The organism is Burkholderia sp. AU30198 (genome assembly GCF_020419825.1).
GTDB lineage: Bacteria > Pseudomonadota > Gammaproteobacteria > Burkholderiales > Burkholderiaceae > Burkholderia.
On sequence record NZ_JAIZSA010000016.1, the window covers coordinates 1 to 23,750 of the forward strand.

Here is a 23,750-nt window from a genome sequence, read left to right on the forward strand (position 1 = left end):
CCCGAACAGGACCGTGAAACGACTCTACGCCGATGATAGTGCGGATTCCCGTGTGAAAGTAGGTAATCGTCAGGCTCCTTAAGCCAGAAACCCCCGCCCGAAAGGCGGGGGTTTTTGCATTTGCGCGGCGAAAATGCGTGTGTGGGATCGGCCCGACTCAGGAGTCGATTTCATCGACGCGTCTTAAGAAGCCGGATTATTTTGGCATTCTCGTTAAGCTCGGCAACTTCGAGCGGCGTCTGACCAAATTCATTTTTTGAATGCTTCCTGGCGCTGCATTTCAAGAGAAATTCGACCGAATCGAATTGATCCATCATGGCGGCCTGATGCAGTGGCGTGTTGCCGAGGTCTCCGGCGACGTTTACATCGGCACCAGCATCGATAAGGACCTTCATGTCTTCAATCGCACCTGTTCGAGCCGCGAGATGTAAAACGGTGTCACCAACCGCGCCTCGCTGGTTGGGATCGGTTAACTCAAGTCCTAGGAATTCGGGGTGAGTTGCGTATTTTTCGAACATTGCTTTCAGACGCTCCTCGGATGTCACCTCTGAACCCTTGTTCCTTTTGTTCACAACGACACCTTGATCCTCTTCGCAACGACTAAGATGAGACTTCGAGTCGATTGAGGACCGAATCGAAAAGCGTTGATCAAAATATTTCGCGCAATAGGCTGGCAGTATCTGCCGCCAAGTCAGGATCTTGATGCCGCCACTCGATTCGACTCATCTCGCCGAGAAAATCAATGACGCTGTCTCGTTGATCTTTTGAGTATGTCTTCAATATTTCATCGAGCCAGTCGTTCGCTCCGCCCGTTGCCATTCGGTGCAGCTTGTACACGAGAGAATCGGGGATGTTGTCAGCCTCATCATATTCGTGGGTCGCTATCTTCATGAACAACGGAAGAAAGAACGCAAATGCCTCCGGCTCCATGAAAGCGAGGCACGCGGATTCATCGCACTCGTAGTCTTCCCGCAATTCCTTGAGCGTTCTGTCGAAGCGCTTCTTTCCTCGAAAGAAGTCATCGACGGCACACGACTCGATCCCCGATCTGTTGGTGATCGGTGCCCCCTTTGGGAAGGGATCGTTCGGAAACAATGAAAAGTCCAAACTCATTCTAGGCCGTTTGCCTGCACGGTTGACTTGGTCCTGGAGCCTGCGATGTCAGATATCAGATCGTGATCCGCAAGATCGGAAAGAACCTGCCCGGGACGACACTCGATTCCTTTTCGCCGATCTTTTCAGCCCCGAGCGCCAGATAGAACGGAACCGCATTGGGATCGGCTTCGATCACAAAGCTTCGGATCCCTCTTGCGGCGCTTTCCCGGCGGACCTCTTCCCACAGTGCACGGGCGACACCCCGGCCCATGTGGTCGGGATGGACAAACAGCCATCCGGGCGTCGGGCGATCCGCTTCCGATGACGCCCTGACCCAGAACCCGATGATTGCCTCTCCGGATTCCGCGACGTAACCGATCGACCCATCGATCGTCTCCGGCGCAATCGTGAGATCGCTCTGCCACAAGTCGAGCCAGTCCTTCGGATAGCCCCAGTGTGCCTTCGAAATGCGAGCCAGTCGCGTGAGCTCGTCCGCGTCCGCGGTGCGGGCAGCGCGGACGGTGAATGGTTGGTGCATCTCGTCTCCTGTCATGGTCGACACCTTCGGCGGGGTATCGTCCGGCTCGCATCGACGCCCCTCCGGATTCGCGGCCTGCCGATTCGAAGGGAGAGCGAGCTCGACGCGGTTACCGGAGCTGCGATGCATGCCCGGCGACGACGCGCCAGCCGGCACGCGATCGGCGCCACAGCCGAGTATAGGCAAACTCGCCATCGAACGCCGTGCCATCGAAATGGCCGGCGAGTATTGCCTTCGTCGTGGTCAGGATCATCTCGCCGATCGCGCATGCGTGCGTTTCCTGCACATCGAGTCTGTCGAGACGCAGAAGCTTCGCGCGATGCGCGGCCAGGTCGTCCGCCTTCGAAATGACCTGGCCGGTCGGGACGGTGAACACCAGATCGTCGTCCAGCAGCGCATCGAGCGCCTCGACATCGTTGGCCAGCATCGCGGCACGAAGCGCGGCTTCGCTGGGTTCGATGGCTGTATGGATTGCGTCCATTTCAGGGCCTCGCATCATCTCTAAAGGTGTGTGGTTTCACTCATACCGGCGAGCAACAGCAGCAAGCAACATACCGCACCGACGGATATCGTCTACCGCGCGTTCGACTGCGACTGACGCCGGACAAGCATCACCACGCAAATGCCGACCGACGCGATGACGTTGACGGCCGGATAGAACGCGACCGCGACACTCCACGTGCTCAGCGCCAGCAACGCCAGCGCGTACTTGACCACGCACAGCGCGAAATACGCGAGGCTCTCGCTCCATGGATCGCGGATCGTCTTGCGGACGGTCGGGCCGAGGCCGGCAAGCTCGATCAGCGTGACCAGGCAGATCGAGATCGTCGGATCGTCGGTCAGCATCCACAGCGGAATGGCTGACAGCGCCGCGCCCAGGAAAAGCCAGTCGACGCGTGTCCAGCCGCGTTCGCCTCGAAAGATGCTGGCCACCAGCGTCAGAAAGCAGGTGACGGCAATCGCCGCCGTGCACCACGCGGACGGCCCTGCACCCGCGACGAACTGGCCGGCAGCCGCGATCGCCGTGACGATCGACCACACGAGCCATGTGAACAGATGCGGACGAACGATGCGCCGGTAGATCGCGAGTGCGTACGGAATCGCGGCCAGCAAAGACACTGCCGTTCCAATCGCGCCAAAGATCGAAGCGGCGCCCTGATCGACATTCACCATCGACGCATCCTTGTTCGCGCAGGCCGACCAGTATGTGGTCGGACGGGCCGGGGCGCAATGTCGTGCCGGCCAGGTGTCGCAGCGAGTGTCACGTCGCGGCGCGCCGGAAAGCCGATGCGATCCCACACAAACAAACGGCACCGGGATCGTGACGGGGCAGGAAAACCCACTGCACGACCGCGGGATGAATAGAAATAACCTCTTCAATGAGAAGAAAAACTGTTCTTTCAAATCTCATTTTGATGACCGACAGTTGGCCAACCGGACGACTGCGGCGATTCTCGGCGGTCACGGGCCCCGGTCGTGCCCGCTGGCGTCTTTCGTCCGGTCGAATGCAGGCAGAGAACAACGCACAAATGCCTGGTCGTCAAAACGGAGTCTTGAATGAACCCAACTTCAGCAGAAAACCATCAGCACGCAGACTGGAGACGTCTTGCGGCGCAAGTTGTCCCGAGAACGCTCGCGCATATTGGCGGCCGCAGCGTGCCGGCCCGCAGCGGCCAGACGTTTGCCGCGATCAATCCGGCCACCGAGGCCGTCATCGCGGAAGTCGCGTCGTGCGATGCAGCGGATGTCGACGACGCGGTGCGTGCCGCGCGTCACGCGTTCGAATCCGGCGCGTGGTCGCGCTGTGCGCCGGCCGCGCGCAAGCGCGTGCTTTGTCGGCTCGGTGAACTCATCGCATCGCATGGTGCGGAGCTCGCGCTGCTCGACTCGCTCAACATGGGCAAGCGTGTCGCGGATGCATTCAGCATCGACGTGCCGGCCGCGGGCGGTCTCTTCAGCTGGTACGGCGAAGCCGTCGACAAACTGCATGGCGAAGTCGCGTCAACCGACCCCGGCAACCTCGCGGTCGTCACGCGCGAACCGCTGGGCGTCGTCGGCGCCGTGGTGCCGTGGAATTTTCCGCTCGACATGGTCGCGTGGAAGGTGGCGCCAGCGCTGGCGGCCGGCAACAGCGTCGTGTTGAAGCCGGCGGAACAATCGCCGCTGTCCGCCTTGCGTCTCGCGGAGCTGGCGCTCGAGGCCGGCCTGCCGCCGGGCGTGCTGAACGTCGTGCCGGGTTACGGCGAGACCGCGGGGCGCGCGCTCGGGCTGCATCCCGATGTGGACGTGCTCGCATTCACGGGATCGACGGCCGTCGGCAAGAAATTCCTCGAGTACGCCGCGCAGTCGAACATGAAGCAGGTGTGGCTCGAATGCGGCGGCAAGAGCCCGAACCTGGTCTTCGACGATACCGACGATCTCGACCTGGCCGCACGCAAGGCGTGCTTCGGTATTTTCTTCAACCAGGGCGAGGTGTGTTCCGCCAACTCGCGGCTGCTGGTTCAGCGTTCGATTCACGATGCGTTCGTCGACCGGCTGATTGCGCATGCCGCCGCGTTCATGCCGGGCGATCCGCTCGATCCGTCGAGCGGGATGGGGGCCGTCGTCGACGAGCAGCAGCATCGGCGCGTGCGCGAGTGGATCGCCCGCGGCCGCGATAGCGCGACGCTCGCGATCGGCGGAGGCGCGCCGCGTATCGACGGCAAGGGCTACTTCATCGAGCCGACGATCTTCATCGACGTGAAGCACGACGATGCCATCGCACGCGAGGAGATCTTCGGGCCGGTGCTGTCGGTGATGGCGTTCGACACCGAGGACGAGGCCGTCCGGCTCGCGAACGACTCGATCTATGGGCTTGCCGCGTCGGTCTGGACCGGCAGCCTGTCGCGCGCGCACAGTGTGGCGGGCCGGCTGCGCGCCGGCACGGTGTCCGTCAACACGGTCGATGCGCTGAGCGCGCAGACGCCGTTCGGCGGGTTCCGCCAGTCGGGCTTCGGCCGCGATCTTTCGCTGCATGCGATCGACAAGTACACGGGCCTTAAGACGACCTGGATCAGTTACTGATTCGACGCGGCGGGCCGCAAGCGGCTGCGCCGCGCCATACGACAACGCTTTTTATCCACAAAACGAACCGGAGACTCGCCTATGAATGCGCCCAACTTTCCGCATCGTACGACGCAGGACTATCAACGCAGCGACGCCGCGCATCATCTGCATGCGTTCGTCGACCAGAAGGCGCTGAACGAGGAAGGCGCACGCGTGATGGTGCGCGGCGAAGGTGTCCATCTATGGGACAACGACGGCAACCGCTACCTGGACGGCATGTCCGGGCTGTGGTGCACCAACGTCGGCTATGGCCGGCCGGAGCTGATCGACGCCGCCGCGCGGCAGATGAAGGAACTGTCCTACTACAACATGTTCTTTCATACGACGCATCCGTCGGTGATCGAACTGTCCGAGCGTCTGTTCGCGCTGCTCGGCCATCGCTTCAGTCACGTGGTGTATACCAATTCGGGCTCCGAATCGAATGAAGTGCTGATTCGCACTGTGCGACGCTTCTGGGACGTGATGGGCAAGCCGAAGAAGAAGGTGTTGATCGGCCGCGTGAACGGCTATCACGGCTCGACGGTGGGCAGCGCGTCGCTGGGCGGCATGGCGTTCATGCATGAAATGGGCGATCTGCCGATTCCGAACATCACACACGTGGACGAACCGTACTGGTACGCGAATGGTGGCGATCTGAGCCCCGAGGCATTCGGCAAGCAGGCGGCGCTGTCGCTTGAGCGCAAGATCCTCGAGATCGGCGCGGAGCGCGTCGCGGCGTTCGTCGCGGAACCGTTCCAGGGGGCGGGCGGGATGATCTTTCCGCCGGACGGCTACTGGCAGGAGATCGAGCGCATCTGCCGTCAGTACGACGTGCTGCTCTGCGCGGACGAAGTGATCGGCGGTTTCGGCCGTACCGGCGAGTGGTTCGCGCATCGTCACTTCGGCTTCGAACCGGACCTGATCTGCATGGCCAAGGGGCTGACCTCGGGCTACGTGCCGATGGGCGGCCTGATCATGAGCCGGCGCGTCGGCGATGCGCTGGTCGACAAGGGCGGCGTCTACGCGCACGGGCTGACCTATTCGGGGCACCCGGTCGCGGCCGCCGTCGCGCTGGCCAACCTCGACGTGCTCGAACGCGAAGGCCTCGTCGAGCGGACGAAGATGGATACGGGACCGTACCTGCAGAAAGCGCTGCGCGATGCGTTCGACGGTCATCCGCTCGTCGGCGAGATCCAGGGCGTGGGCGCGGTCGGCGCGATCCAGTTCGCGAAGAACAAGGCGACGCGCGAGCGCTTTGCGAACGAGGCCGACCTGACCTGGCACAGCCGGACGGTCGGGTTCGAACTCGGGGCGATCGTGCGTTCGACCAATGGCCGCCTGATCGTTGCGCCGCCGCTGGTGATCGATCACGCGCAAATCGACGAACTGGTCGGCACGATGCGCAAGGCCGTGGACGCCACTGCGCGCGAAGTGCTCGGGATCGACTGCTGACCGGTTGAGCGACGCGCTTCCGTCCGGCGACAGACAGACGGGCGGGAGCGCACCGAACCACGGGTTTCGCTGCCGCGACGGGCCGGCTGCGTTCAGGCGCCGGAGCGGCAATCCGGCAGGTTGAAGATTGGGCATCGTGGGTGGTGGTCCGGCGAAGTGGTGTGCTGTTGCACGCCTATTAATAAGGAATGCAAATAAATGACCGGTTGATCGCAGCAGGCACGCTTCGCGTAGACCAGGCATTCCGCTTCACCCTTCAGCCCCCGAACCCGCGAACATCACAACAGAAACAAGGAGACGAAATGAGTCAGGGCGAGTCCATTGCTCATCTCGAGGAAAGCACCATCCAGCCGATTCCGCTGACCGAGCGGCACGGCAGCGCGAAGGACCTGTTCACGATCTGGTTCGGGTCGAACATCATGATGCTGACGATCGTCACCGGATCGCTCGCGACCACGGTGTTCAAGCAGCCGTTCTGGTGGGCGGCGCTCGCCACGCTCGTCGGCAGCCTGATCGGCGCGGTTTTCATGGCGCTGCATTCCGCGCAGGGGCCGCAACTTGGCGTGCCGCAGATGATCCAGACCCGCGGGCAGTTCGGGTCGTTCGGCGCGCTGCTCGTGGTCGCGCTGGTCGTCGTGATGTATGTCGGCTTCTTCGCGTCGAACTGCGTGTTCGGCGGGCAGGCGCTGCACAGCCTGAGCGCCGATATTCCGCTCGAGGCGGGCGTCGTGGTGATCGGCCTGATCAGCCTGCTCGGCTCGATCTACGGCTACAAGCTGATCCACGCGTATGCGCGGCTGCTGAGCTGGTGCTCGGGCAGCGTGCTCGTGCTGGCATTCGTGTGGATCATCTTCGTGCATGGATTGCCCGCCGACACGTTCTCGAAGCATTCGCTGAACCTGTCTGGCTTCCTGGGTGCGATGTCGGTCGCCGCGCTGTGGCAGATCGCCTATGCACCTTACGTGTCGGACTATTCGCGCTACCTGCCGCCCGATACCGGGCCGCGCACGGCGTTCTGGTCGAGTTACTGGGGCTGCGTGCTCGGCTCGTTCTTCCCGATGCTGCTCGGCTGCCTGGTGGGCCTCGCGACGCCCGACGGCAATGTCGTGAGTGGCCTCACGGGCCTCACGCAAGGGATCAGCGTGCTCGTGATCGTAGTGCTGTCGTTCGGCATTGCGGCCAGCAATGCGATGGAGCTGTATTGCGGTGCGCTGTCAGCCATCACCGTACTGCAGACGCTCTTTCCGTCCTGGTCGGGCAAGGCGCGTGCGCGGGCGATCACCGCGATCGTCCTGTGCGGCATCGCGCTCGCGATTGCGCTGTTCGGGCAGAACAACTTCCTCGCCGGCTATACGAACTTCATCCTGCTGCTGCTGTACGTGCTCGTGCCGTGGACCGCGATCAACCTCGTCGACTACTACCTCGTGTGTCATGGCGAGTACGACGTCGATTCGTTCTTCCGGCAGGACGGCGGCATCTACGGACGCTTCAATGCGATTGCCGTTGGATCGTACTTCATCGGCATCGTCGCACAGGCGCCGTTCATGGCGACCGATCTCTATACGGGCGAACTGGCGAGCCGGCTCGGCGGCGCGGACGTGTCGTGGATCGTCGGTCTCTCGCTGACGTCGCTGGTCTACTACGCGGGTTGCAAGCTGTTTTCGCGGCCGCTGCAGGGTGTGGCCGCGCGCGCCGACGCGGTTTCCCGCTGAGTCCGTGTCACGTTACAGCACGAATGTCCGGAGGCGTTCAGCGTGGGCTTCGAGTCCGTCGAGGCCGAGATAGTGGCTGAGCTTGCCCTTGCGGACCTCGGCGATGTCGGCAGTGAACTTGCGCAGCAGCGTTGCACTCGCCGTACGGTAGGCGGCGGCAGCGTCAACGCCTTGTGCCGCCAGTGCCGCGCCGATCAGGCGCGCGCTGTCGGCGCCGCCGCCGGCGACACAGCGCGCCATTGCGTCGGCATCGGGTTGTGCGCCGGCGTCGAGCAGTGCGCGCATCAGCGCGGCCGGCACGTTGCCGGAGGCGGACTCCAGCGAATCCGGCGCGACCGGCGCACCGGATTCAAGCAATGCGGTGGCGGCGGCAAACTTCTCGCGCCGCAGCGCGTAGTCGGTCGGGATCGAGCTGCCGGCGAGCGCCGTGCCGAGATTCGCGACGAGCGGCGCCAGTTGCATGGTGAGCGCCGTGTCGTCGTGGTCGATCGCGTCTCGCAACGCCTGGCGCGCGAGCGCCGGTTGGGTGGCGAGCGTGCCGGCGGCGAGCGGCGTGCGCCAGTCGGTCACGGCCTGGCAAAAGAACGCGATCAGCTTGTCCGCCAGCGGCGCTGACAGACCATGCTCCATCCGACGTTCGTCGACATACTCGAGAAACGTTATACCGGTTCCGCTCTGGCCAGGTTCCAGCGGGTCTGCATGGAGCTGCAGCGCGCCGAATGCCGCGTACAGGTCGGAGGCGATCGTCGCGAGGCCGTCCTCGTGCATCGCACCGCGCCACGCAGGCGGCAGCCCCTGTTTCCACGCGAGCACGTGGCCGCAATCCTTTGCGTCGGGTTCCGTCACGATGTAAATGCGGTCGCAATATTCGAATCCGCCGAACGGCAATACGTCGAGCTTGCCACTCCAGGCGCGTGAATCCTCCTCGGCGGCTTCCTCGGCCAGTTCGAGTTCGTGGTCGATCCAGCCCTCCAGGTCGCGATAGCTGTCGCTGCCGTTGTAGAACAGTTCGCCCCAGCTGATTCCTTCGATATGACCGTTCATCTCCAGCGTCAGGTCGTAGTCGAGGCTGCCGCCGGCCGTCGTGCGCCACAAATCGAGCAGCGCGGGCGGGAGGTCGCCGTGGCAGCGGGCCTGCACGGCCGCGATCTGGTCGGCCGGCATCGGCGGCTGTGCGTCGAAGATCACACGGTCGGCAAACAGCACGATGCCGTGCGCGCGCAGGTCGGCCAGTTCAGCGTCGGAAAAGTGGGTGGCTTGCATCGGAGCGGGAGCGGTGGTGGTGGGTTGGATGTTCTCCGTCGTTCATGGGGAACGAACGGCGGTCGATAGGTCGCATCGTATCAGCGTCGCGTGGACGCTTCCGTGTCGGTCGGGCATTCATCGTTGACGACGGCCTGCCGCGTCATCCGCTCGCCACCCCCGGCTCCCCCTCCGCCGCATGCACGTCCCGCCGGAACGCGCCGGGGCTCGTGCCCGTCCATTTCCGGAACGCGCGATGAAACGCGCTCGGCTCGGTGAAGCCAAGCTCGGTTGCGATCTCCGCAACGCTGAGCGCGTGCCCGCGCAGCAGCGACTGCGCCAGCGCGCCGCGCAACTCGTCCTTGATTGCCGCGAAACTTTGACCTTCGCTGCGCAGACGCCGCCGCAGCGTCGCCGGCGTCGTGCCAAGGCGCACGGCCAGCGTATCGAAGTCGGGCCACTCGGCGGCCGGCAGCGTTTTCAGCTGTGCGCGCGTCTTCGAGACCCAGCCCGTATCGTGCCGGTAGCGGACCAGCAGGTTGCCGGGCGCGCCGCGCAGGAAGGTCTTCAGCGCCTGCTCGGAGCGGATCGTCGGCAGCGCGAGGTACGCGGCGTTGAACGTGAGCCGGCTGTCGGGCCGGTCGAAATGCACGGGAACGCCGAAGAACTGGTGATAGTCGCTGCGCTGGTCGGGGCTCGGGCATGCGAAGTCGATGCGTTGCAGCGGGATGCGCCGGCCGATCAGCCAGCATGCGACGCCGAGCAGGATCAGCCAGAACGTCCGGTACGCGAACGCCGGGTAGGGGGCGCCCGTCTGCGTCAGCACGATCTGCGCCTGCCCGTCGGCTACGACGAGCTCGCCATGCGGCTCGTCCAGCACCACGCGCAGGAATTGCAGCGCCCGCCGCAGCGCCTTGTCGAGCGTACCCGCGTGCAGCACCGCGTGGCACAGCAGCGTGAAGCTGCCGCGCCGCATCGGGCGCGCGGCGAGGCCGAAGAACTCGTCGTCGAGCGCACCGGCGATCGCGAGCCACAGCCGGCCGTACTGCTGCGGCGTGACGGGCTCGCGCATGGCGGCCGGCAGGCCGGCGGCGCGCAGCACGGGCTCCGTCGGCAGGCCTTGCCGGCGCAGGCACGCGAGCGCGTCGTCGACGAAATCCGGCGAAATCATCTGCGGCCCCATTTTTCTGCATCCTCCCGACATGGCAAAAGCGATCACGATTCTAGATTCTGTTTGTCATTGATTGCAATGTACGGGCTGTCTACTATCGAACTATCCCCGGCGCGCCCCTGGCTCGCCGGCGGCCATAACGCACAGGAGACACGCATGCCTGATGGAGCTACCGCCCGGGCGGTGCCGGCCTACGCCGACGCCGTGGCCCGGTTCAGTATCGAGACCGCCGCGCAGCAACTGCACGGCGACCTGGAGCGCGGCCTGAACGCGTGCGTGGAATGCTGCGACCGGCACGCATCCGCGGACGCGATCGCGCTCGACTGGATCGACGCGGGCGGGCAGCACCACCGCTACACGTTTGCGCAGATGAAGGCGCTGTCGGCACGCGTCGCGAACCTGCTGGTCGCGCAAGGCGTGAAGCCGGGCGACGTGGTGGCGGGCTTGTTGCCGCGCACGCCGGAACTCGTCGCGACGATCCTCGGCACGTGGCGCGCGGGCGCCGTCTACCAGCCGCTGTTCACCGCGTTCGGCCCGAAGGCGATCGAGCACCGGCTGCGCATGAGCGACGCGCGCCTGGTCGTGACCAACGTCGCGAATCGCGCGAAGCTCGACGAGATCGCCGATTGCCCGCCCGTTGCGACGGTGCGCGAGCCGGCCGAAACGCTGCCGGCACGCGACATCGATTTCCGTGCGGTGCTCGATGCGCAGTCCGACGCGTTCGAACCGGTGCTGCGCAAGGGGACGGACCTGTTCATGATGATGTCGACGTCGGGCACGACGGGTTTGCCGAAGGGCGTGCCGGTGCCGCTGCGCGCGCTGCTCGCGTTCGGCGCGTACATGCGCGAAGCGGTCGACCTGCGTGCCGGCGACCGGTTCTGGAACATCGCCGATCCGGGCTGGGCGTACGGCCTCTATTACGCGATCACGGGCCCGCTGTTGCTGGGCCACGCGACGACGCTCTACGAGGGCAGCTTCACGGTAGACAGCACGTACGACGTGATCGAACGGCTCGGGATCACGAGCCTCGCCGGCTCGCCGACGGCATACCGGATGCTGATGGCGGCCGGGACGGAAGCGGCGGCGCGGCTGAAGGGCAAGCTGCGCGTGGTCAGCAGCGCGGGCGAACCGCTGAATCCGGAGGTCGTGCGCTGGTTCGACGCGGCGCTCGGCGCGCCGATCTACGATCACTACGGCCAGACTGAACTCGGGATGGTCGTGAACAACCACCACGGCCTCGCGCATGCGGTCCACGCCGGTTCGGCTGGCTTCGCGATGCCGGGCTACCGTGTCGCGGTGCTCGATGAAGCGAGCCGTGAGCTTGGCCCCGGCGAGCCCGGCAACCTCGCGATCGACATCGCGCGCTCGCCGCTGCTGTGGTTCCACGGCTACTGGCAACAGGACACGCCGGCGATCGCGGGCGGTTATTACCGGACCGGCGACAACGTCGAGCTGGAGCCGGACGGCACCGTGAGCTTCATCGGCCGCGCGGACGACGTGATCACGTCGTCCGGCTACCGGATCGGCCCGTTCGACGTGGAAAGCGCGCTGATCGAGCATCCTGCGGTGAGCGAGGCCGCCGTCATCGGCGTGCCCGACGCGGAGCGCACGGAGATCGTCAAGGCGTTCGTCGTGCTGTCGAAAGACTTCGACGGCACGCCGGCGCTGGCCGAGGAACTGAGCCTGCACGTGAAGCGGCGGCTGTCCGCTCACGCCTATCCGCGCGCGATCGACTTCGTCGACGCGCTGCCGAAAACCCCGAGCGGCAAGATCCAGCGCTTCGTGTTGCGCAAGATGGAAGCCGAGAAGGTCGCTCAACCCTGAACACATACTGTACGGACTGCGAATGGATATCAAGGATCACGTTTTTCTGATCACGGGCGCCGGTTCGGGCCTTGGCGCCGCGGTGGCGCGCATGGTGGTCGCGGATGGCGGCAAGGCCGTGCTGCTGGACGTCAACGAAGAGGCAGGTGCGGGCCTCGCGCACGAACTCGGCGCGGCCGCACGCTTCGTGAAGACCGATGTGACGAGCGAAGCCGACGGCCAGGCGGCCATTGCCGCCGCGCGTGACGCGTTCGGCCGCATCGACGCGCTCGTCAACTGCGCGGGTGTCGCGCCGGGCGAGAAGGTGGTTGGCCGCGACGGCCCGCACTCGCTCGACCGCTTCGCGCGCGCGGTGTCGATCAATCTGGTCGGCACGTTCAACATGATCCGGCTGGCCGCCGAAGCGATGTCGAAGCAGGACGCCAATGCGGACGGCGAACGCGGCGTGATCGTCAACACTGCGTCGGTCGCGGCGTTCGACGGGCAGATCGGGCAGGCTGCGTATGCGGCGTCGAAGAGTGGCGTGGTGGGCATGACGCTGCCGATCGCGCGCGAACTCGCGCGGTTCGGCATTCGCGTGGTGACGGTTGCACCGGGCATCTTCGCGACGCCGATGATGGCCGGCATGCCGCAGGACGTGCAGGACGCGCTCGGCAAGAGCGTGCCGTTCCCGCCGCGGCTTGGCCGCCCGGAAGAATTTGCGGCGCTGGTGCGCCACATCGCCGAGAACACGATGCTGAACGGCGAAGTTATCCGTCTCGATGGCGCGTTGCGCATGGCACCGCGCTGACACTGGAGGAAGCGAATCATGACGACTCAGGATCCGATCGTAATCGTTGGTACGGCGCGTACGCCGATGGGTGGTTTTCAGGGCGACCTCGCGGCAGCCAGCGCGAGCGACCTTGGCGCGGTAGCGATTCGCGCGGCGCTCGAGCGCGCGAACGTGCCGGCCGAGCGTATCGATGAAATCGTGTTCGGCTGCGTGTTGCCGGCGGGCCAGGGCCAGGCGCCGGCGCGGCAGGCCGCGCTGAAGGCCGGGCTGCCGCTCGCGGCGGGCGCGACCACGGTCAACAAGATGTGCGGCTCGGGGATGAAGGCCGCGATGTTCGCGCACGACCTGCTGCTGGCGGGTTCGGCGGGTGTCGCCGTCGCGGGCGGGATGGAGAGCATGACGAATGCGCCGTACCTGCTGCCGAAGGCGCGCGCGGGGATGCGCATGGGTCACGGGCAGGTGCTCGACCACATGTTCCTCGACGGACTGGAAGACGCGTACGACAAGGGCCGGTTGATGGGCACGTTCGCGGAGGATTGCGCGCAGTCGTATCAATTCACGCGTGAAGCCCAAGATGCGTTCGCGATCGAATCGCTGACGCGCGCGCAACGTGCGATCACGGAAGGGCGCTTCGTGTCGGAGATCGCGCCGGTGACCGTGAAGGCCGGCAAGGCCGAAGCGGTCGTGTCGATCGACGAGCAGCCGGGCAAGGCGAAGCTCGACAAGATTCCGACGCTCAAGCCGGCGTTCCGCGAAGGCGGCACGGTGACGGCCGCCAACTCGTCGTCGATCTCCGACGGCGCGGCGGCGCTGGTGATGATGCGTCGCTCGGAAGCCGAGCGGCTCGGCCTCACGCCGAAGGCCGTGATCGTCGGACATTCGACGTATGCGAACAAGCCGGGCCTGTTCGCGACGGCGCCGATCGGCGCGCTTCGCAAGCTGTCGGAGAAGACCGGCTGGAACCTGCGCGACGTCGATCTGTTCGAGATCAACGAGGCATTTGCGGTGGTCGCGATGGCCGCGATGCGCGATCTCGACCTGCCGCACGACAAGGTCAACGTGCACGGCGGCGCGTGCGCGCTCGGCCATCCGATCGGTGCATCGGGCGCGCGCGTGATGGTGACGCTGCTGGCCGCGCTGGAAAACTACGGCCTCAAGCGCGGGGTGGCGTCGCTGTGCATCGGCGGTGGCGAGGCGACGGCGATCGCGATCGAGCGCGTCGCCTGACGCACGACGCATAGTACGCACGCTGCAACGCGGGCGACGGGTATCGCGCGGGAATCTTCCGCGCGTTGCCGGTCGCCCGTTTTCTTTTGGGCATCTCGCGCGCGCTCGTCAATCGATCGATATGAAAGCAGCTAGGATGTCGCTATGCCATTGCGCTGCGCGACCTTCACCAGTTCGACCATGTTCGGGGCGTTGAGCTTGCTCATCAGACGCACCTTGTAGGTACTCACCGTTTTGTGACTGAGCATGAGCGTACGGCCGATTTCCTGGTTGTTCATTCCTTTCACCAACAGGCCGAGGACCGTCATTTCGCGGTCGGTGAGCCCATCGAGCTCTGCGGCCTGGCCTGTGGCTTCGCTCGCCGCGACTTCCAGCAAGTTTTCGCGAAGCATGTTGGTGACCACTTGCGGGAAATACGAATAGCCGGCGAGCAGCGCCTTGACGCCCTTGGATATTTCATCCAATCCGTCGTCCTTGCAGACAAAGCCTGACGCGCCGGCTTGCAGGCAACGCATTGCATAGTTGCGCGTGTCGCCGGACGTGAGCACCAGGATGCTGGCGTCCAGTTCGGCGCCGCGCAGGCGATCCATGACCGAGAAGCCGTCCAGATCGGGAATGACCAGATCCAGGATGACCAGATCGGGCTTGAGCGCCCGAACGGCCTGCACGCCGTCCACGCCCGTGCGGCACTCCGCGACGACTTCATGGCCGTCACGCTCCAGAATCACTCGCACTGCCATTCGAATCAGTGGATGGTCGTCCACGATCACAATACGACGATTCACGGTCCCCTCTGCTTGATTGATTTTCTTCGTCGAACACGCCAGCACTGGCTGGGCAGTCTATTCGGTTTTCGGTTGAAGCGATGGCTGACAAGGTATCGGCGCCCATTGCCGCAAAGCCACCCTGTCCTTGCCGCTTACCTTACTCGAATGCGGATTGACAGCGAATGCGCCGAGTGGTGCGTCAGATATTTCCTGACGAAAAGCAGATTGTTCCGAATAGCTTGAACGGGCATTGGGCCGGCACATTTGACGACGTGATGGCGCGATGGTTTTGCTGAGACCCGTCGCTTGGGGTTGGCCGTCACTACCGTCGAGGCTGCCCGTGATTGCGCAGAGACGAGCCACTCAGCGACGCGGCATCCGCCGCCGTTCTCATGCCGATCGCTTTGCCTCAGGCGACACCGCCCCGCACGCGCGAATCACGAGCTGCACGACCTGTTCGGTCTTCTCGTCGAACGCTTTCTGCGTGAACGTCCGCTTGCCGCTCAGCGCGCGGATCTGCGCATCGAAATCCGCGTAGTGTTGCGTGGTTGCCCAGATCAGGTACATCAGCGCATGCGCGTCGATCGGCGCGAGCAGCCCTCGCGCGATCCAGCCATCGATGACCTTCACGCGCGTATCGAACCACGGCTTCACGCGTTCCGACAGGATGTCCTGCATGTGCTCCGCACCGTGGATGATCTCGTTGGCCCAGACCTTCGAGCCGAGCGGACGCCGTCGCGACAGCGCCATCTTCGCGCGCACGTAGGCACCGATCGCTTCGACGGGATCGTCGTCGGCCTCGAACGAACCGGCCGCGCGATGCCAGTCCTCGAACAGGTCGTCGAGCACGCGGCGGTACAACGCGAGCTTCGTCGGGAAGTAGTAATGCAGGTTCGCTTTCGGCAGGCCAGCGCGCTCCGCGATCATCGCGGTGCTCGCGCCGTCGAGCCCGCGTTCCGCGAATACGGCCTCCGCACAGGCGAGCAGATGCGCTTCGTTGGACTCGCGGATGTGCGCCTTGCGTCGCCGCAAAGGCGCGGGCGTTTCGCCGCTGTCGGTGGCTTCGGTTGCCGCCTCGTCATGTCTCATCGTTGCCCTCGCGCGGCGGGCGTGCCGCGTTGGGCTTCATTCTAGCCGCTGATTCGCATCGCGCGCACGTGTGCGGACATCGCGCATTCATCGTCATGCTGCGTTGCGATGGCACGTTTCTCGCTCCATTCATTCACGCAAGAAAGAGATTGATTTGGTCATTTTGATCGTCTAAAACCTGTCCAATCGGACAGGATTCGACGAGCGGCGGAAACCTTTCGACCCGATTCATCGGACGAACTTCGCGAACGATCAGGGCATGCACCGCGCTTGGGCGGCATTGCCCCGAAACAGGCATGACACGCACCGGCACAGACCGGGCTGACGACATCACCGACCCCACAGGAGCGATACGAATGAACGCGGTATCGGAAACAGTGAAGCGGGCAGCTTTCGACACGTCGATCAAGGTCGACGGCAAGCGGTTGTGGGACAGCCTGATGGAAGTCGCGAAGATTGGCGCGACACCGAAGGGCGGCGTGTGCCGCCTCGCGCTGACCGATCTCGACAAGGCCGGCCGCGACCTGATCGTCGGCTGGGCGAAGGCCGCCGGTTGCACGGTGACGGTCGATACGATGGGCAACGTGTTCATGCGCCGCGCGGGCCGCGTAGCCGATGCGGCGCCGGTCGTCACGGGTTCGCACGCGGATTCGCAGCCGACGGGCGGCCGCTTCGACGGTATCTACGGCGTGCTCGGTGGCCTCGAGGTGATCCGCAGTCTCAACGATCACGGCATCGAGACCGAGCATCCGGTCGAGGTCGTGATCTGGACCAATGAAGAAGGCTCGCGCTTCGCGCCCGCGATGGTCGCATCCGGCGTGTTCGCGGGCGTGTTCCCGCTCGAATACGGGCTGTCGCGCAAGGACGTGGACGGCAAGACGATCGGCGAAGAACTGGCGCGCATCGGCTACGCGGGTGACGTGCCGTGCGGCGGACGCAAGCTGCACGCGGCGTTCGAACTGCATATCGAGCAGGGGCCGATTCTCGAAGCGGAGTGCAAGACGATCGGTGTCGTGACCGACGCGCAGGGGCAGCGCTGGTACGAGATCACGTTCACCGGCCAGGAAGCGCACGCGGGGCCGACGCCGATGCCGCGTCGCCGCGACGCACTGCTCGGCGCATCGCGCGTGGTCGATCTCGTCAACCGGATCGGCCTCGATCATGCGCCGTTCGGCTGCGCGACGGTCGGCATGATGCAGGTCTACCCGAACTCGCGCAACGTGATTCCCGGCCGCGTGTTCTTCACCGTCGATTTCCGTCATCCGGACGACGCGGTGCTCGCGAAGATGGATGCTGCGTTGCGCGATGGTGTGGCGCGCATCGCGGGCGAGATCGGGCTCGAGACCGAACTCGAGCAGATTTTCTATTACAAGCCGGTCGCGTTCGACGCTGCCTGCGTGGAAGCCGTGCGCAGTGCGGCCGACCGCTTCGGTTTCTCGCATCGAGACATCGTGTCCGGTGCCGGCCACGATGCGTGCTACCTCGCTCAGGTCGCGCCGACGTCGATGGTGTTCGTGCCGTGTGTCGACGGCATCAGCCACAACGAGATCGAGGACGCGACGCCCGCATGGATCGAGGCCGGCGCGAACGTGCTGCTGCACGCGATGCTGTCGCGTGCATGCGAGCCGGCTTCATGACGCAGAGACCGTAGCAGCCGGCTGGCTACTCATCGCCTGACCGTAGCATTCCTAAGAACGACCGCCCCGACTGTGCATTCACAGCCGGCGGGGACGGCTTTGTCTCCACCCAGTCGAAGGAACGCGTATGACCACCAAGCCAACCGGCGATATCGCCGCGCATCGCCTGTCGTCCACGCAACTCTCGTGCGAATTCGCCGATATCGCGCCGCTGCTCGATCCGACTGCCGCAGCGGCCGCCGCCAGCCGCTGCCACTACTGCTATGACGCGCCGTGCGTGCAGGCCTGCCCGACGCAGATCGACATCCCGAGCTTCATCCGCAAGATCGGCAACGGCAACCTGAAGGGCGCCGCGACCGACATCCTGTCGGCGAATCCGCTCGGCGGGATGTGCGCACGCGTGTGCCCGACCGAGATCCTGTGCGAGGGCGCATGTGTGCGCAACCACCAGGATGCGCAGCCCGTCGCGATCGGTGCGCTGCAGCGGCATGCGACCGACTGGGCGATGGAGACCGGCGCGGTGCGCTTCACGCGCGCGCCCGACACGGGCCGCCACGTCGCGGTGGTCGGTGCGGGCCCGGCCGGGCTCGCGTGCGCGCACCGGCTTGCGCTCGCCGGGCACCGCGTCACGCTGTTCGACGCGCGCCCGAAGGCCGGCGGCCTCAACGAATACGGGATCGCCGCATACAAGACCGTCGACGATTTCGCGCAGCGTGAGGTCGAGTGGCTGCTGTCGGTGGGCGGCATCACACTGAAAACCGGCGTCGCGCTTGGCCGCGACATGACGCTCGACGCGTTGCGCGAGCAGCACGATGCAGTGTTTCTCGCGATGGGCCTCGGCGGCGTGCGTGCGCTCTCGATCGACGGCGAGCAACTGGGTGGCGTGATGAACGCGGTCGACTTCATCGAGCAGGTGCGGCAGGCCGATGCGCTGGAGAACGTGCCGGTCGGGCGGCGCGTGGTCGTGATCGGCGGCGGCAACACGGCGATCGATGCGGCGGTGCAGAGCCGCAAGCTCGGCGCCGAGCGCGTGACGATGGTGTACCGGCGCGGCGTGGATGCGATGAGCGCGACGTGGGCCGAGCGCGAGTTCGCGCAGAAGAGCGGCGTCACGCTCGTCACGCACGGGAAGCCGGTGCGCATGGCCGGCGCGAACGGGCAGGTGACGGGTGTCGAGTTCGAGGCGGCGTCAGGCGAGCGCTTCACCGTCGACGCGGACATGGTGCTGAAGGCGATCGGCCAGACGCTGGTGCCGGAAGGCATCGACGCTACGCTGCTGACGGCGGACGGCGCGCGCATCGCGGCGGACGCGGACGGGCGCACCGCATGGCCCGACGTGTGGGCCGGCGGCGACTGCGCGGCGACGGGCGGCGTCGACCTTACGGTGCAGGCCGTGCAGGACGGCAAGCGCGCGGCCGCGTCGATCGACGCGACGCTCGCGCAGCGCGACGCGAAGGCTGCGTGACCGCGCATCGCGCGTCACACACCACGAGCACAACGAACACGACCCCACTCTCACGGAGCCGAACATGGCCGACCTTCGCTGCACCATCGCGGGCATCACTTCGCCGAATCCCTTCTGGCTCGCCTCCGCGCCGCCGACCGACAAGGCCTACAACGTGAACCGCGCGTTCGAGGCGGGCTGGGGCGGCGTCGTCTGGAAGACGCTCGGGCTCGATCCGCACGTCGTCAACGTCAGTTCGCGCTACGGCGCGGTGCAGTGGAACGGTCAGCGCATCGCGGGGCTGAACAACATCGAGCTGATCACCGACCGTCCGCTCGACGTGAACCTGAGAGAGATCGCGCAGGTAAAGCGCGACTGGCCGGACCGCGCGCTGATCGTGTCGCTGATGGTGCCGTGCAACGAGCGCGACTGGAAATGGATCCTGCCGCTCGTCGAGGATACGGGCGCCGATGCGGTCGAACTGAATTTCGGCTGCCCGCACGGAATGAGCGAGCGCGGGATGGGGGCGGCGGTCGGACAGGTACCCGAATATGTGGAGATGGTCACGCGCTGGGTGAAGGAAGGCACGAAGCTGCCGTGCCTCGTGAAGCTCACGCCGAACATCAGCGATATCCGGATGGGGTCGCGCGCCGCGTACAAGGGCGGTGCGGACGGCGTGTCGCTGATCAACACGATCAACTCGATCGTCGCGGTCGATCTCGACCACATGGCGCCGATGCCGACCGTGGACGGCAAGGGCACGCACGGCGGCTATTGCGGCCCGGCGGTCAAGCCGATCGCGTTGAACATGGTCGCGGAGATCGCGCGCGATCCCGAAACGCCGAACCTGCCGATCTCGGGCATCGGCGGCATCTCGAACTGGCGCGATGCGGCCGAGTTCATGGTGCTCGGCGCCGGCAGCGTGCAGGTGTGCACCGCCGCGATGCACTACGGCTTCCGGATCGTGTCGGATCTGGCCGACGGGCTGTCGAACTGGATGGACGAGAAGGGCTACGCGACGCTCGACGACATCCGCGGCCGCGCGGTGCCGAACGTGACCGACTGGAAATACCTGAACCTGAAGTACGACATCAAGGCACGCATCGACCAGGACCGCTGCATCCAGTGCGGGCTGTGCCATATCGCGTGCGAGGACACGTCGCACCAGGCGATCACGGCGACGAAGGACGGCGTGCGCCACTTCGAAGTGGTCGATTCGGAATGCGTCGGGTGCAATCTTTGCATGCATGTGTGTCCGGTCGAGCAATGCATCACGATGGAGCGTGTCGATTCGGGCGACTACGCGAACTGGACCACGCATCCGAACAATCCGGCGAGCGCGGAGGCGGGAGCGAGTGCCGGTGCGGCGCCGGCACCCGAGAAGCACGCGAAGAAGGCGGCCTGACCGGCGTCCGGCGGCGCGGGCCATCCTGCACCGCCGCTTTTCGTTCCACCCGGGCCGGCATCGCATGATGCCGGCGCTGACGTTTTCGTGGAGTGCGCTAGATGAATCACGCAGCGAATCCCGCCGATCCCGATAGCGCCGCGGCGCCGGGCGGCAGCCTGTACAACGACGACCTCGCGCCGACGACGCCGGCGCAGCGCACGTGGAAGTGGTATCACTTCGCGGCGCTATGGGTCGGGATGGTGATGAACATCGCGTCGTACATGCTCGCGGCCGGGCTGATCCAGGAAGGCATGTCGCCGTGGCAGGCCGTGATGACCGTGTTGCTCGGCAACCTGATCGTGCTCGTGCCGATGCTGCTGATCGGCCATGCAGGCGCGAAGCACGGGATTCCGTACGCGGTGCTCGTGCGCGCGTCGTTCGGCACACAGGGCGCGAAGCTGCCGGCGCTGTTGCGCGCGATCGTCGCATGCGGCTGGTACGGGATCCAGACCTGGCTCGGCGGCAGCGCGATCTATACGCTGTTGAACATCCTGACCGGCAACGCGCTGCACGGCGCGGCGCTGCCGATCGTCGGCATCGGGGTCGGGCAGCTCGCGTGCTTCCTCGTGTTCTGGGCGTTGCAGATCTACTTTATCTGGCATGGCACCGATTCGATCCGCTGGCTCGAAAGCTGGTCCGCGCCGATCAAGGTCGTGATGTGCGTGGCGCTCGTGTGGTGGGCGACGTCGAAGGCGGGCGGCTTCGGCACGATGCTGTCGGCGCCGTCGCAGTTCGCGGCGGGCGGCAAGAAGGCCGGGCTGTTCTGGGCGACCTTCTGGCCGGGCCTGACCGCGATGGTCGGCTTCTGGGCGACGCTCGCGCTGAACATTCCCGACTTCACGCGCTTCGCGCATTCTCAGCGCGACCAGATGATCGGGCAGTCGATCGGGCTGCCGTTGCCGATGGCTTTGCTGTCGGTGGTATCGGTCGTCGTGACGTCGGCGACCGTCGTGATCTACGGCAACGCGATCTGGGATCCGATCGACCTGACGAGCCGGATGACGGGCGTCGGCGTGGGCATCGCGCTCGTGATCCTCACGCTCGACACGATGTGCTGCAACCTCGCCGCGAACCTCGTCGGCCCGGCCTACGACTTCTCGAGCCTGTGGCCGAAGGCGATCTCGTACCGCACGGGCGGGATGATCACCGCGACGATCGCGATCGTGATGATGCCGTGGAAGATCCTCGCGACGACGGATGGCTACATCTTCACCTGGCTCGTCGGTTATTCGGCGCTGCTCGGGCCCGTGGCGGGGATCCTGATGGTCGACTACTTCCTGATTCGCGGCACGCGGCTCGACACGCGCGCGCTGTTCGACGAGCGCGGCGGCTTCAGCTACGCACGCGGCTGGAATCCGGCCGCGCTGGCCGCGCTCGCGATCGGCGTGCTGCCGAACCTGCCCGGCTTCCTGCACACGGCTTTTCCGGCGTCGTTTCCGAACGTGCCGGCGTTCTTCAACACCCTTTACACGTACGCGTGGTTCGTCGGCCTCGTGCTGGCGTCATGCGTGTACGGCACCTGGATGAAGTGGCGCGCCGGACAGCACGCGCAGATCGCGAGCGCATGACGCACGCGATGCGTGCGATGCGCTTGATGCGGCACCCGACAGTCAACGAGGAGGCAAACAAATGGCAATCCTGATTCGCGGCGGCACCGTGGTCGATGCGGACCGCTCCTATCGCGCGGACGTACTCTGCGCAGCCCCGGAGGACGGCGGCACGATCCTGCAAATCGCCGAGCAGATCGACGCACCGGCCGGCGCGACCGTCGTCGATGCGCACGACCAGTACGTGATGCCGGGCGGCATCGATCCGCATACGCACATGGAGTTGCCGTTCATGGGCACGACCGCGAGCGACGATTTCTACTCGGGTACGGCCGCCGGGCTCGCGGGCGGCACGACGAGCATCATCGACTTCGTGATCCCGAGCCCGAAGCAGCCGCTGATGGATGCGTTCCACGCATGGCGCGGCTGGGCCGAGAAGGCGGCGGCCGATTACGGTTTCCACGTGGCCGTGACGTGGTGGGACGAGAGCGTGTACCGCGACATGGGCACGCTCGTGCGCGAACATGGCGTGTCGAGCTTCAAGCACTTCATGGCGTACAAGAACGCGATCATGGCCGACGACGAGGTGCTCGTGAACAGCTTCTCGCGTGCGCTCGAACTCGGTGCGCTGCCGACCGTGCACGCGGAGAACGGCGAGCTCGTGTTCCAGCTGCAGAAGGCGCTGCTCGCGCGCGGGATGACGGGGCCGGAGGCGCATCCGCTGTCGCGGCCGCCGGAGGTCGAGGGCGAGGCCGCGAACCGCGCGATCCGCATCGCGCAGGTGCTCGGCGTGCCCGTGTATATCGTGCATGTCTCCGCAAAGGATGCAGTCGATGCGATCGCGCGTGCGCGCAGCGAAGGGCTGCGCGTGTTCGGCGAAGTGCTGCCGGGCCACCTGGTGATCGACGAGGCCGTCTATCGCGATCCGGACTGGACGCGTGCGGCCGCGCACGTGATGAGCCCGCCGTTCCGCTCGGCCGAGCATCGCGAGGCGCTGTGGCGCGGGCTGCAGGCGGGGCAACTGCATACGACGGCGACCGACCACTGCGTGTTCTGCGCGTCGCAGAAGGCGATGGGCCGCAACGATTTCACGAAGATCCCGAACGGCTGCGGCGGTGTCGAGGATCGCATGTCGGTGCTGTGGCATCACGGCGTGAATCACGGCCGCATCACGCCGAACGAGTTCGTGCGGATCACGTCGACGAACGCCGCGCAGATCTTCAACCTGTATCCGCGCAAGGGCGCCGTGCAGGTGGGCGCCGATGCCGACCTGGTCGTGTGGGATCCCGCCGCGACGAAGACGATTTCGGTGAAGACCCACCACCAGCAGGTCGACTTCAACGTGTTCGAGGGCATGACGGTGCAGGGCGTCGCGACGCACACGCTGACGCGCGGCGCGCTCGCATGGGCCGACGGCGACCTGCGCGCGGTGCGTGGTGCCGGCCGCTATCTGAAGCGGCCGCCGGCGGCGAGTTACTACGAGGCCGCGCGGATCGCGAACCGGCTGCGCGAACCGCATCCGGTCGAGCGCGCCGGCTGAACGGCGCATCTCGCGCGGGGCGTGTCGGTTCGAACGACATGTCCCGCGCTTGAACCTGCTTTCCCATTCGTGCCGGCACCGCTCCGGCGCGAACTTGCCGCCTCTCCGCATTCCGTCAATTCTCTCAATATTTGGGACGAATTGAACGCGACCTCGTCTCGC

The 23,750-nt window shown here is 65.5% G+C and carries 21 protein-coding genes; 11 read left to right on the forward strand and 10 right to left on the reverse strand.

Translation table 11 applies throughout. The features are described from left to right. Positions 1 to 170 precede the first annotated feature (170 nt). From LGN19_RS29010 to LGN19_RS29035, 6 genes are all read right to left on the reverse strand, one after another. Entirely contained in the window at positions 171 to 572 is a 402-nt protein-coding gene (locus LGN19_RS29010; RefSeq protein WP_226218548.1) for an ankyrin repeat domain-containing protein, read from the reverse strand. Between the two features lie 76 nt (positions 573 to 648). After that, a complete protein-coding gene (locus LGN19_RS29015) occupies positions 649 to 1,113 on the reverse strand; it encodes a DUF6714 family protein (RefSeq protein WP_226218550.1) in 465 nt (154 codons plus the stop codon). 55 nt (positions 1,114 to 1,168) lie between these two features. Then, positions 1,169 to 1,633 (reverse strand): GNAT family N-acetyltransferase, encoded by a 465-nt coding sequence (locus LGN19_RS29020; RefSeq protein ID WP_174957623.1) that lies wholly within the window; start codon positions 1,631 to 1,633, stop codon positions 1,169 to 1,171. 109 nt (positions 1,634 to 1,742) lie between these two features. Then, the gene (locus LGN19_RS29025; protein WP_226218551.1) at positions 1,743 to 2,114 is read right to left on the reverse strand and encodes a nuclear transport factor 2 family protein; all 372 of its coding nucleotides are present in this window, start codon (positions 2,112 to 2,114) and stop codon (positions 1,743 to 1,745) included. Between the two features lie 92 nt (positions 2,115 to 2,206). Continuing rightward, positions 2,207 to 2,806, reverse strand: a complete 600-nt coding sequence (locus LGN19_RS29030) for a hypothetical protein (protein WP_226218553.1) — start codon at positions 2,804 to 2,806, stop codon at positions 2,207 to 2,209. An 88-nt stretch (positions 2,807 to 2,894) separates the two neighbouring features. Continuing rightward, positions 2,895 to 3,098 carry a hypothetical protein gene (locus LGN19_RS29035; protein ID WP_226218554.1) on the reverse strand — a complete coding sequence of 68 codons (204 nt, stop codon included), beginning with the start codon at positions 3,096 to 3,098 and terminating at the stop codon, positions 2,895 to 2,897. Positions 3,099 to 3,190: 92 nt separating this feature from the next. Between LGN19_RS29035 and LGN19_RS29040 the strand changes: the two genes are divergently transcribed. The 3 genes from LGN19_RS29040 (at position 3,191) to LGN19_RS29050 (ending at position 7,881) form a co-directional block, all read left to right on the forward strand. After that, on the forward strand, positions 3,191 to 4,696 hold the full coding sequence (locus tag LGN19_RS29040; RefSeq protein WP_226218556.1) for an aldehyde dehydrogenase: 1,506 nt from the start codon (positions 3,191 to 3,193) through the stop codon (positions 4,694 to 4,696). 81 nt (positions 4,697 to 4,777) lie between these two features. Beyond that, positions 4,778 to 6,169: an aspartate aminotransferase family protein gene (locus tag LGN19_RS29045; RefSeq protein WP_226218557.1), complete on the forward strand. Its 1,392-nt coding sequence runs from the start codon at positions 4,778 to 4,780 to the stop codon at positions 6,167 to 6,169. Positions 6,170 to 6,471: 302 nt separating this feature from the next. Then, the gene (locus LGN19_RS29050) at positions 6,472 to 7,881 is read left to right on the forward strand and encodes a purine-cytosine permease family protein (protein WP_226218559.1); all 1,410 of its coding nucleotides are present in this window, start codon (positions 6,472 to 6,474) and stop codon (positions 7,879 to 7,881) included. Positions 7,882 to 7,893: 12 nt separating this feature from the next. On the opposite strand, the gene LGN19_RS29055 is transcribed toward LGN19_RS29050, so the two are convergent. Continuing rightward, positions 7,894 to 9,144, reverse strand: coding sequence for an SMI1/KNR4 family protein (locus LGN19_RS29055; RefSeq protein ID WP_226218561.1), 1,251 nt, complete (start codon positions 9,142 to 9,144; stop codon positions 7,894 to 7,896). A gap of 142 nt (positions 9,145 to 9,286) precedes the next feature. Further along, the gene (locus tag LGN19_RS29060) at positions 9,287 to 10,306 is read right to left on the reverse strand and encodes an AraC family transcriptional regulator (protein WP_174957618.1); all 1,020 of its coding nucleotides are present in this window, start codon (positions 10,304 to 10,306) and stop codon (positions 9,287 to 9,289) included. A 144-nt stretch (positions 10,307 to 10,450) separates the two neighbouring features. Here LGN19_RS29060 and LGN19_RS29065 point away from each other — a divergent pair, with 144 nt between their 5' ends. From LGN19_RS29065 to LGN19_RS29075, 3 genes are read left to right on the forward strand one after another with little or no spacing between them, the layout of a single operon-like run. Next, a complete protein-coding gene (locus LGN19_RS29065) occupies positions 10,451 to 12,118 on the forward strand; it encodes an acyl-CoA synthetase (RefSeq protein ID WP_226218562.1) in 1,668 nt (555 codons plus the stop codon). A 22-nt stretch (positions 12,119 to 12,140) separates the two neighbouring features. Further along, complete coding sequence (locus LGN19_RS29070) at positions 12,141 to 12,908, forward strand: 3-hydroxyacyl-CoA dehydrogenase (RefSeq protein ID WP_226218563.1); 768 nt, start codon at positions 12,141 to 12,143, stop codon at positions 12,906 to 12,908. Between the two features lie 18 nt (positions 12,909 to 12,926). Further along, entirely contained in the window at positions 12,927 to 14,117 is a 1,191-nt protein-coding gene (locus tag LGN19_RS29075; RefSeq protein ID WP_174957615.1) for an acetyl-CoA C-acetyltransferase, read from the forward strand. A 131-nt stretch (positions 14,118 to 14,248) separates the two neighbouring features. Here the strand turns inward: LGN19_RS29075 and LGN19_RS29080 are convergent, their stop codons facing one another. Beyond that, on the reverse strand, positions 14,249 to 14,902 hold the full coding sequence (locus LGN19_RS29080) for a response regulator transcription factor (protein WP_174957614.1): 654 nt from the start codon (positions 14,900 to 14,902) through the stop codon (positions 14,249 to 14,251). Positions 14,903 to 15,274: 372 nt separating this feature from the next. Next, positions 15,275 to 15,973: a TetR/AcrR family transcriptional regulator gene (locus LGN19_RS29085; RefSeq protein ID WP_226218564.1), complete on the reverse strand. Its 699-nt coding sequence runs from the start codon at positions 15,971 to 15,973 to the stop codon at positions 15,275 to 15,277. Positions 15,974 to 16,329: 356 nt separating this feature from the next. On the opposite strand from LGN19_RS29085, the gene LGN19_RS29090 reads away from it, so the two are divergent. From LGN19_RS29090 to hydA, 5 genes are all read left to right on the forward strand, one after another. Further along, positions 16,330 to 17,610, forward strand: a complete 1,281-nt coding sequence (locus LGN19_RS29090; RefSeq protein WP_226218566.1) for a Zn-dependent hydrolase — start codon at positions 16,330 to 16,332, stop codon at positions 17,608 to 17,610. A 127-nt stretch (positions 17,611 to 17,737) separates the two neighbouring features. Continuing rightward, positions 17,738 to 19,075: an NAD(P)-dependent oxidoreductase gene (locus LGN19_RS29095; RefSeq protein ID WP_226218567.1), complete on the forward strand. Its 1,338-nt coding sequence runs from the start codon at positions 17,738 to 17,740 to the stop codon at positions 19,073 to 19,075. A 64-nt stretch (positions 19,076 to 19,139) separates the two neighbouring features. Then, positions 19,140 to 20,459, forward strand: a complete 1,320-nt coding sequence (gene preA, locus LGN19_RS29100) for an NAD-dependent dihydropyrimidine dehydrogenase subunit PreA (RefSeq protein ID WP_226218569.1) — start codon at positions 19,140 to 19,142, stop codon at positions 20,457 to 20,459. Positions 20,460 to 20,560: 101 nt separating this feature from the next. After that, a complete protein-coding gene (locus tag LGN19_RS29105; RefSeq protein ID WP_226218571.1) occupies positions 20,561 to 22,069 on the forward strand; it encodes an NCS1 family nucleobase:cation symporter-1 in 1,509 nt (502 codons plus the stop codon). Positions 22,070 to 22,130: 61 nt separating this feature from the next. Further along, positions 22,131 to 23,588, forward strand: coding sequence for a dihydropyrimidinase (hydA, locus tag LGN19_RS29110; protein ID WP_226218572.1), 1,458 nt, complete (start codon positions 22,131 to 22,133; stop codon positions 23,586 to 23,588). Positions 23,589 to 23,750 lie beyond the last annotated feature (162 nt).

What these genes read in the sequence shown, in the direction of transcription:
- LGN19_RS29015 (WP_226218550.1), bottom strand. Translation starts at nt 1,113, where the DNA reads ATGAGTTTGGACTTTTCATTGTTTCCGAACGATCCCTTCCCAAAGGGG.
- LGN19_RS29020 (WP_174957623.1), bottom strand. Translation starts at nt 1,633, where the DNA reads ATGCACCAACCATTCACCGTCCGCGCTGCCCGCACCGCGGACGCGGAC.
- LGN19_RS29025 (WP_226218551.1), bottom strand. Translation starts at nt 2,114, where the DNA reads ATGGACGCAATCCATACAGCCATCGAACCCAGCGAAGCCGCGCTTCGT.
- LGN19_RS29030 (WP_226218553.1), bottom strand. Translation starts at nt 2,806, where the DNA reads ATGGTGAATGTCGATCAGGGCGCCGCTTCGATCTTTGGCGCGATTGGA.
- LGN19_RS29040 (WP_226218556.1), top strand. Translation starts at nt 3,191, where the DNA reads ATGAACCCAACTTCAGCAGAAAACCATCAGCACGCAGACTGGAGACGT.
- LGN19_RS29045 (WP_226218557.1), top strand. Translation starts at nt 4,778, where the DNA reads ATGAATGCGCCCAACTTTCCGCATCGTACGACGCAGGACTATCAACGC.
- LGN19_RS29050 (WP_226218559.1), top strand. Translation starts at nt 6,472, where the DNA reads ATGAGTCAGGGCGAGTCCATTGCTCATCTCGAGGAAAGCACCATCCAG.
- LGN19_RS29055 (WP_226218561.1), bottom strand. Translation starts at nt 9,144, where the DNA reads ATGCAAGCCACCCACTTTTCCGACGCTGAACTGGCCGACCTGCGCGCG.
- LGN19_RS29060 (WP_174957618.1), bottom strand. Translation starts at nt 10,306, where the DNA reads ATGGGGCCGCAGATGATTTCGCCGGATTTCGTCGACGACGCGCTCGCG.
- LGN19_RS29065 (WP_226218562.1), top strand. Translation starts at nt 10,451, where the DNA reads ATGCCTGATGGAGCTACCGCCCGGGCGGTGCCGGCCTACGCCGACGCC.
- LGN19_RS29070 (WP_226218563.1), top strand. Translation starts at nt 12,141, where the DNA reads ATGGATATCAAGGATCACGTTTTTCTGATCACGGGCGCCGGTTCGGGC.
- LGN19_RS29075 (WP_174957615.1), top strand. Translation starts at nt 12,927, where the DNA reads ATGACGACTCAGGATCCGATCGTAATCGTTGGTACGGCGCGTACGCCG.
- LGN19_RS29085 (WP_226218564.1), bottom strand. Translation starts at nt 15,973, where the DNA reads ATGAGACATGACGAGGCGGCAACCGAAGCCACCGACAGCGGCGAAACG.
- LGN19_RS29090 (WP_226218566.1), top strand. Translation starts at nt 16,330, where the DNA reads ATGAACGCGGTATCGGAAACAGTGAAGCGGGCAGCTTTCGACACGTCG.
- LGN19_RS29095 (WP_226218567.1), top strand. Translation starts at nt 17,738, where the DNA reads ATGACCACCAAGCCAACCGGCGATATCGCCGCGCATCGCCTGTCGTCC.
- preA (WP_226218569.1), top strand. Translation starts at nt 19,140, where the DNA reads ATGGCCGACCTTCGCTGCACCATCGCGGGCATCACTTCGCCGAATCCC.
- LGN19_RS29105 (WP_226218571.1), top strand. Translation starts at nt 20,561, where the DNA reads ATGAATCACGCAGCGAATCCCGCCGATCCCGATAGCGCCGCGGCGCCG.
- hydA (WP_226218572.1), top strand. Translation starts at nt 22,131, where the DNA reads ATGGCAATCCTGATTCGCGGCGGCACCGTGGTCGATGCGGACCGCTCC.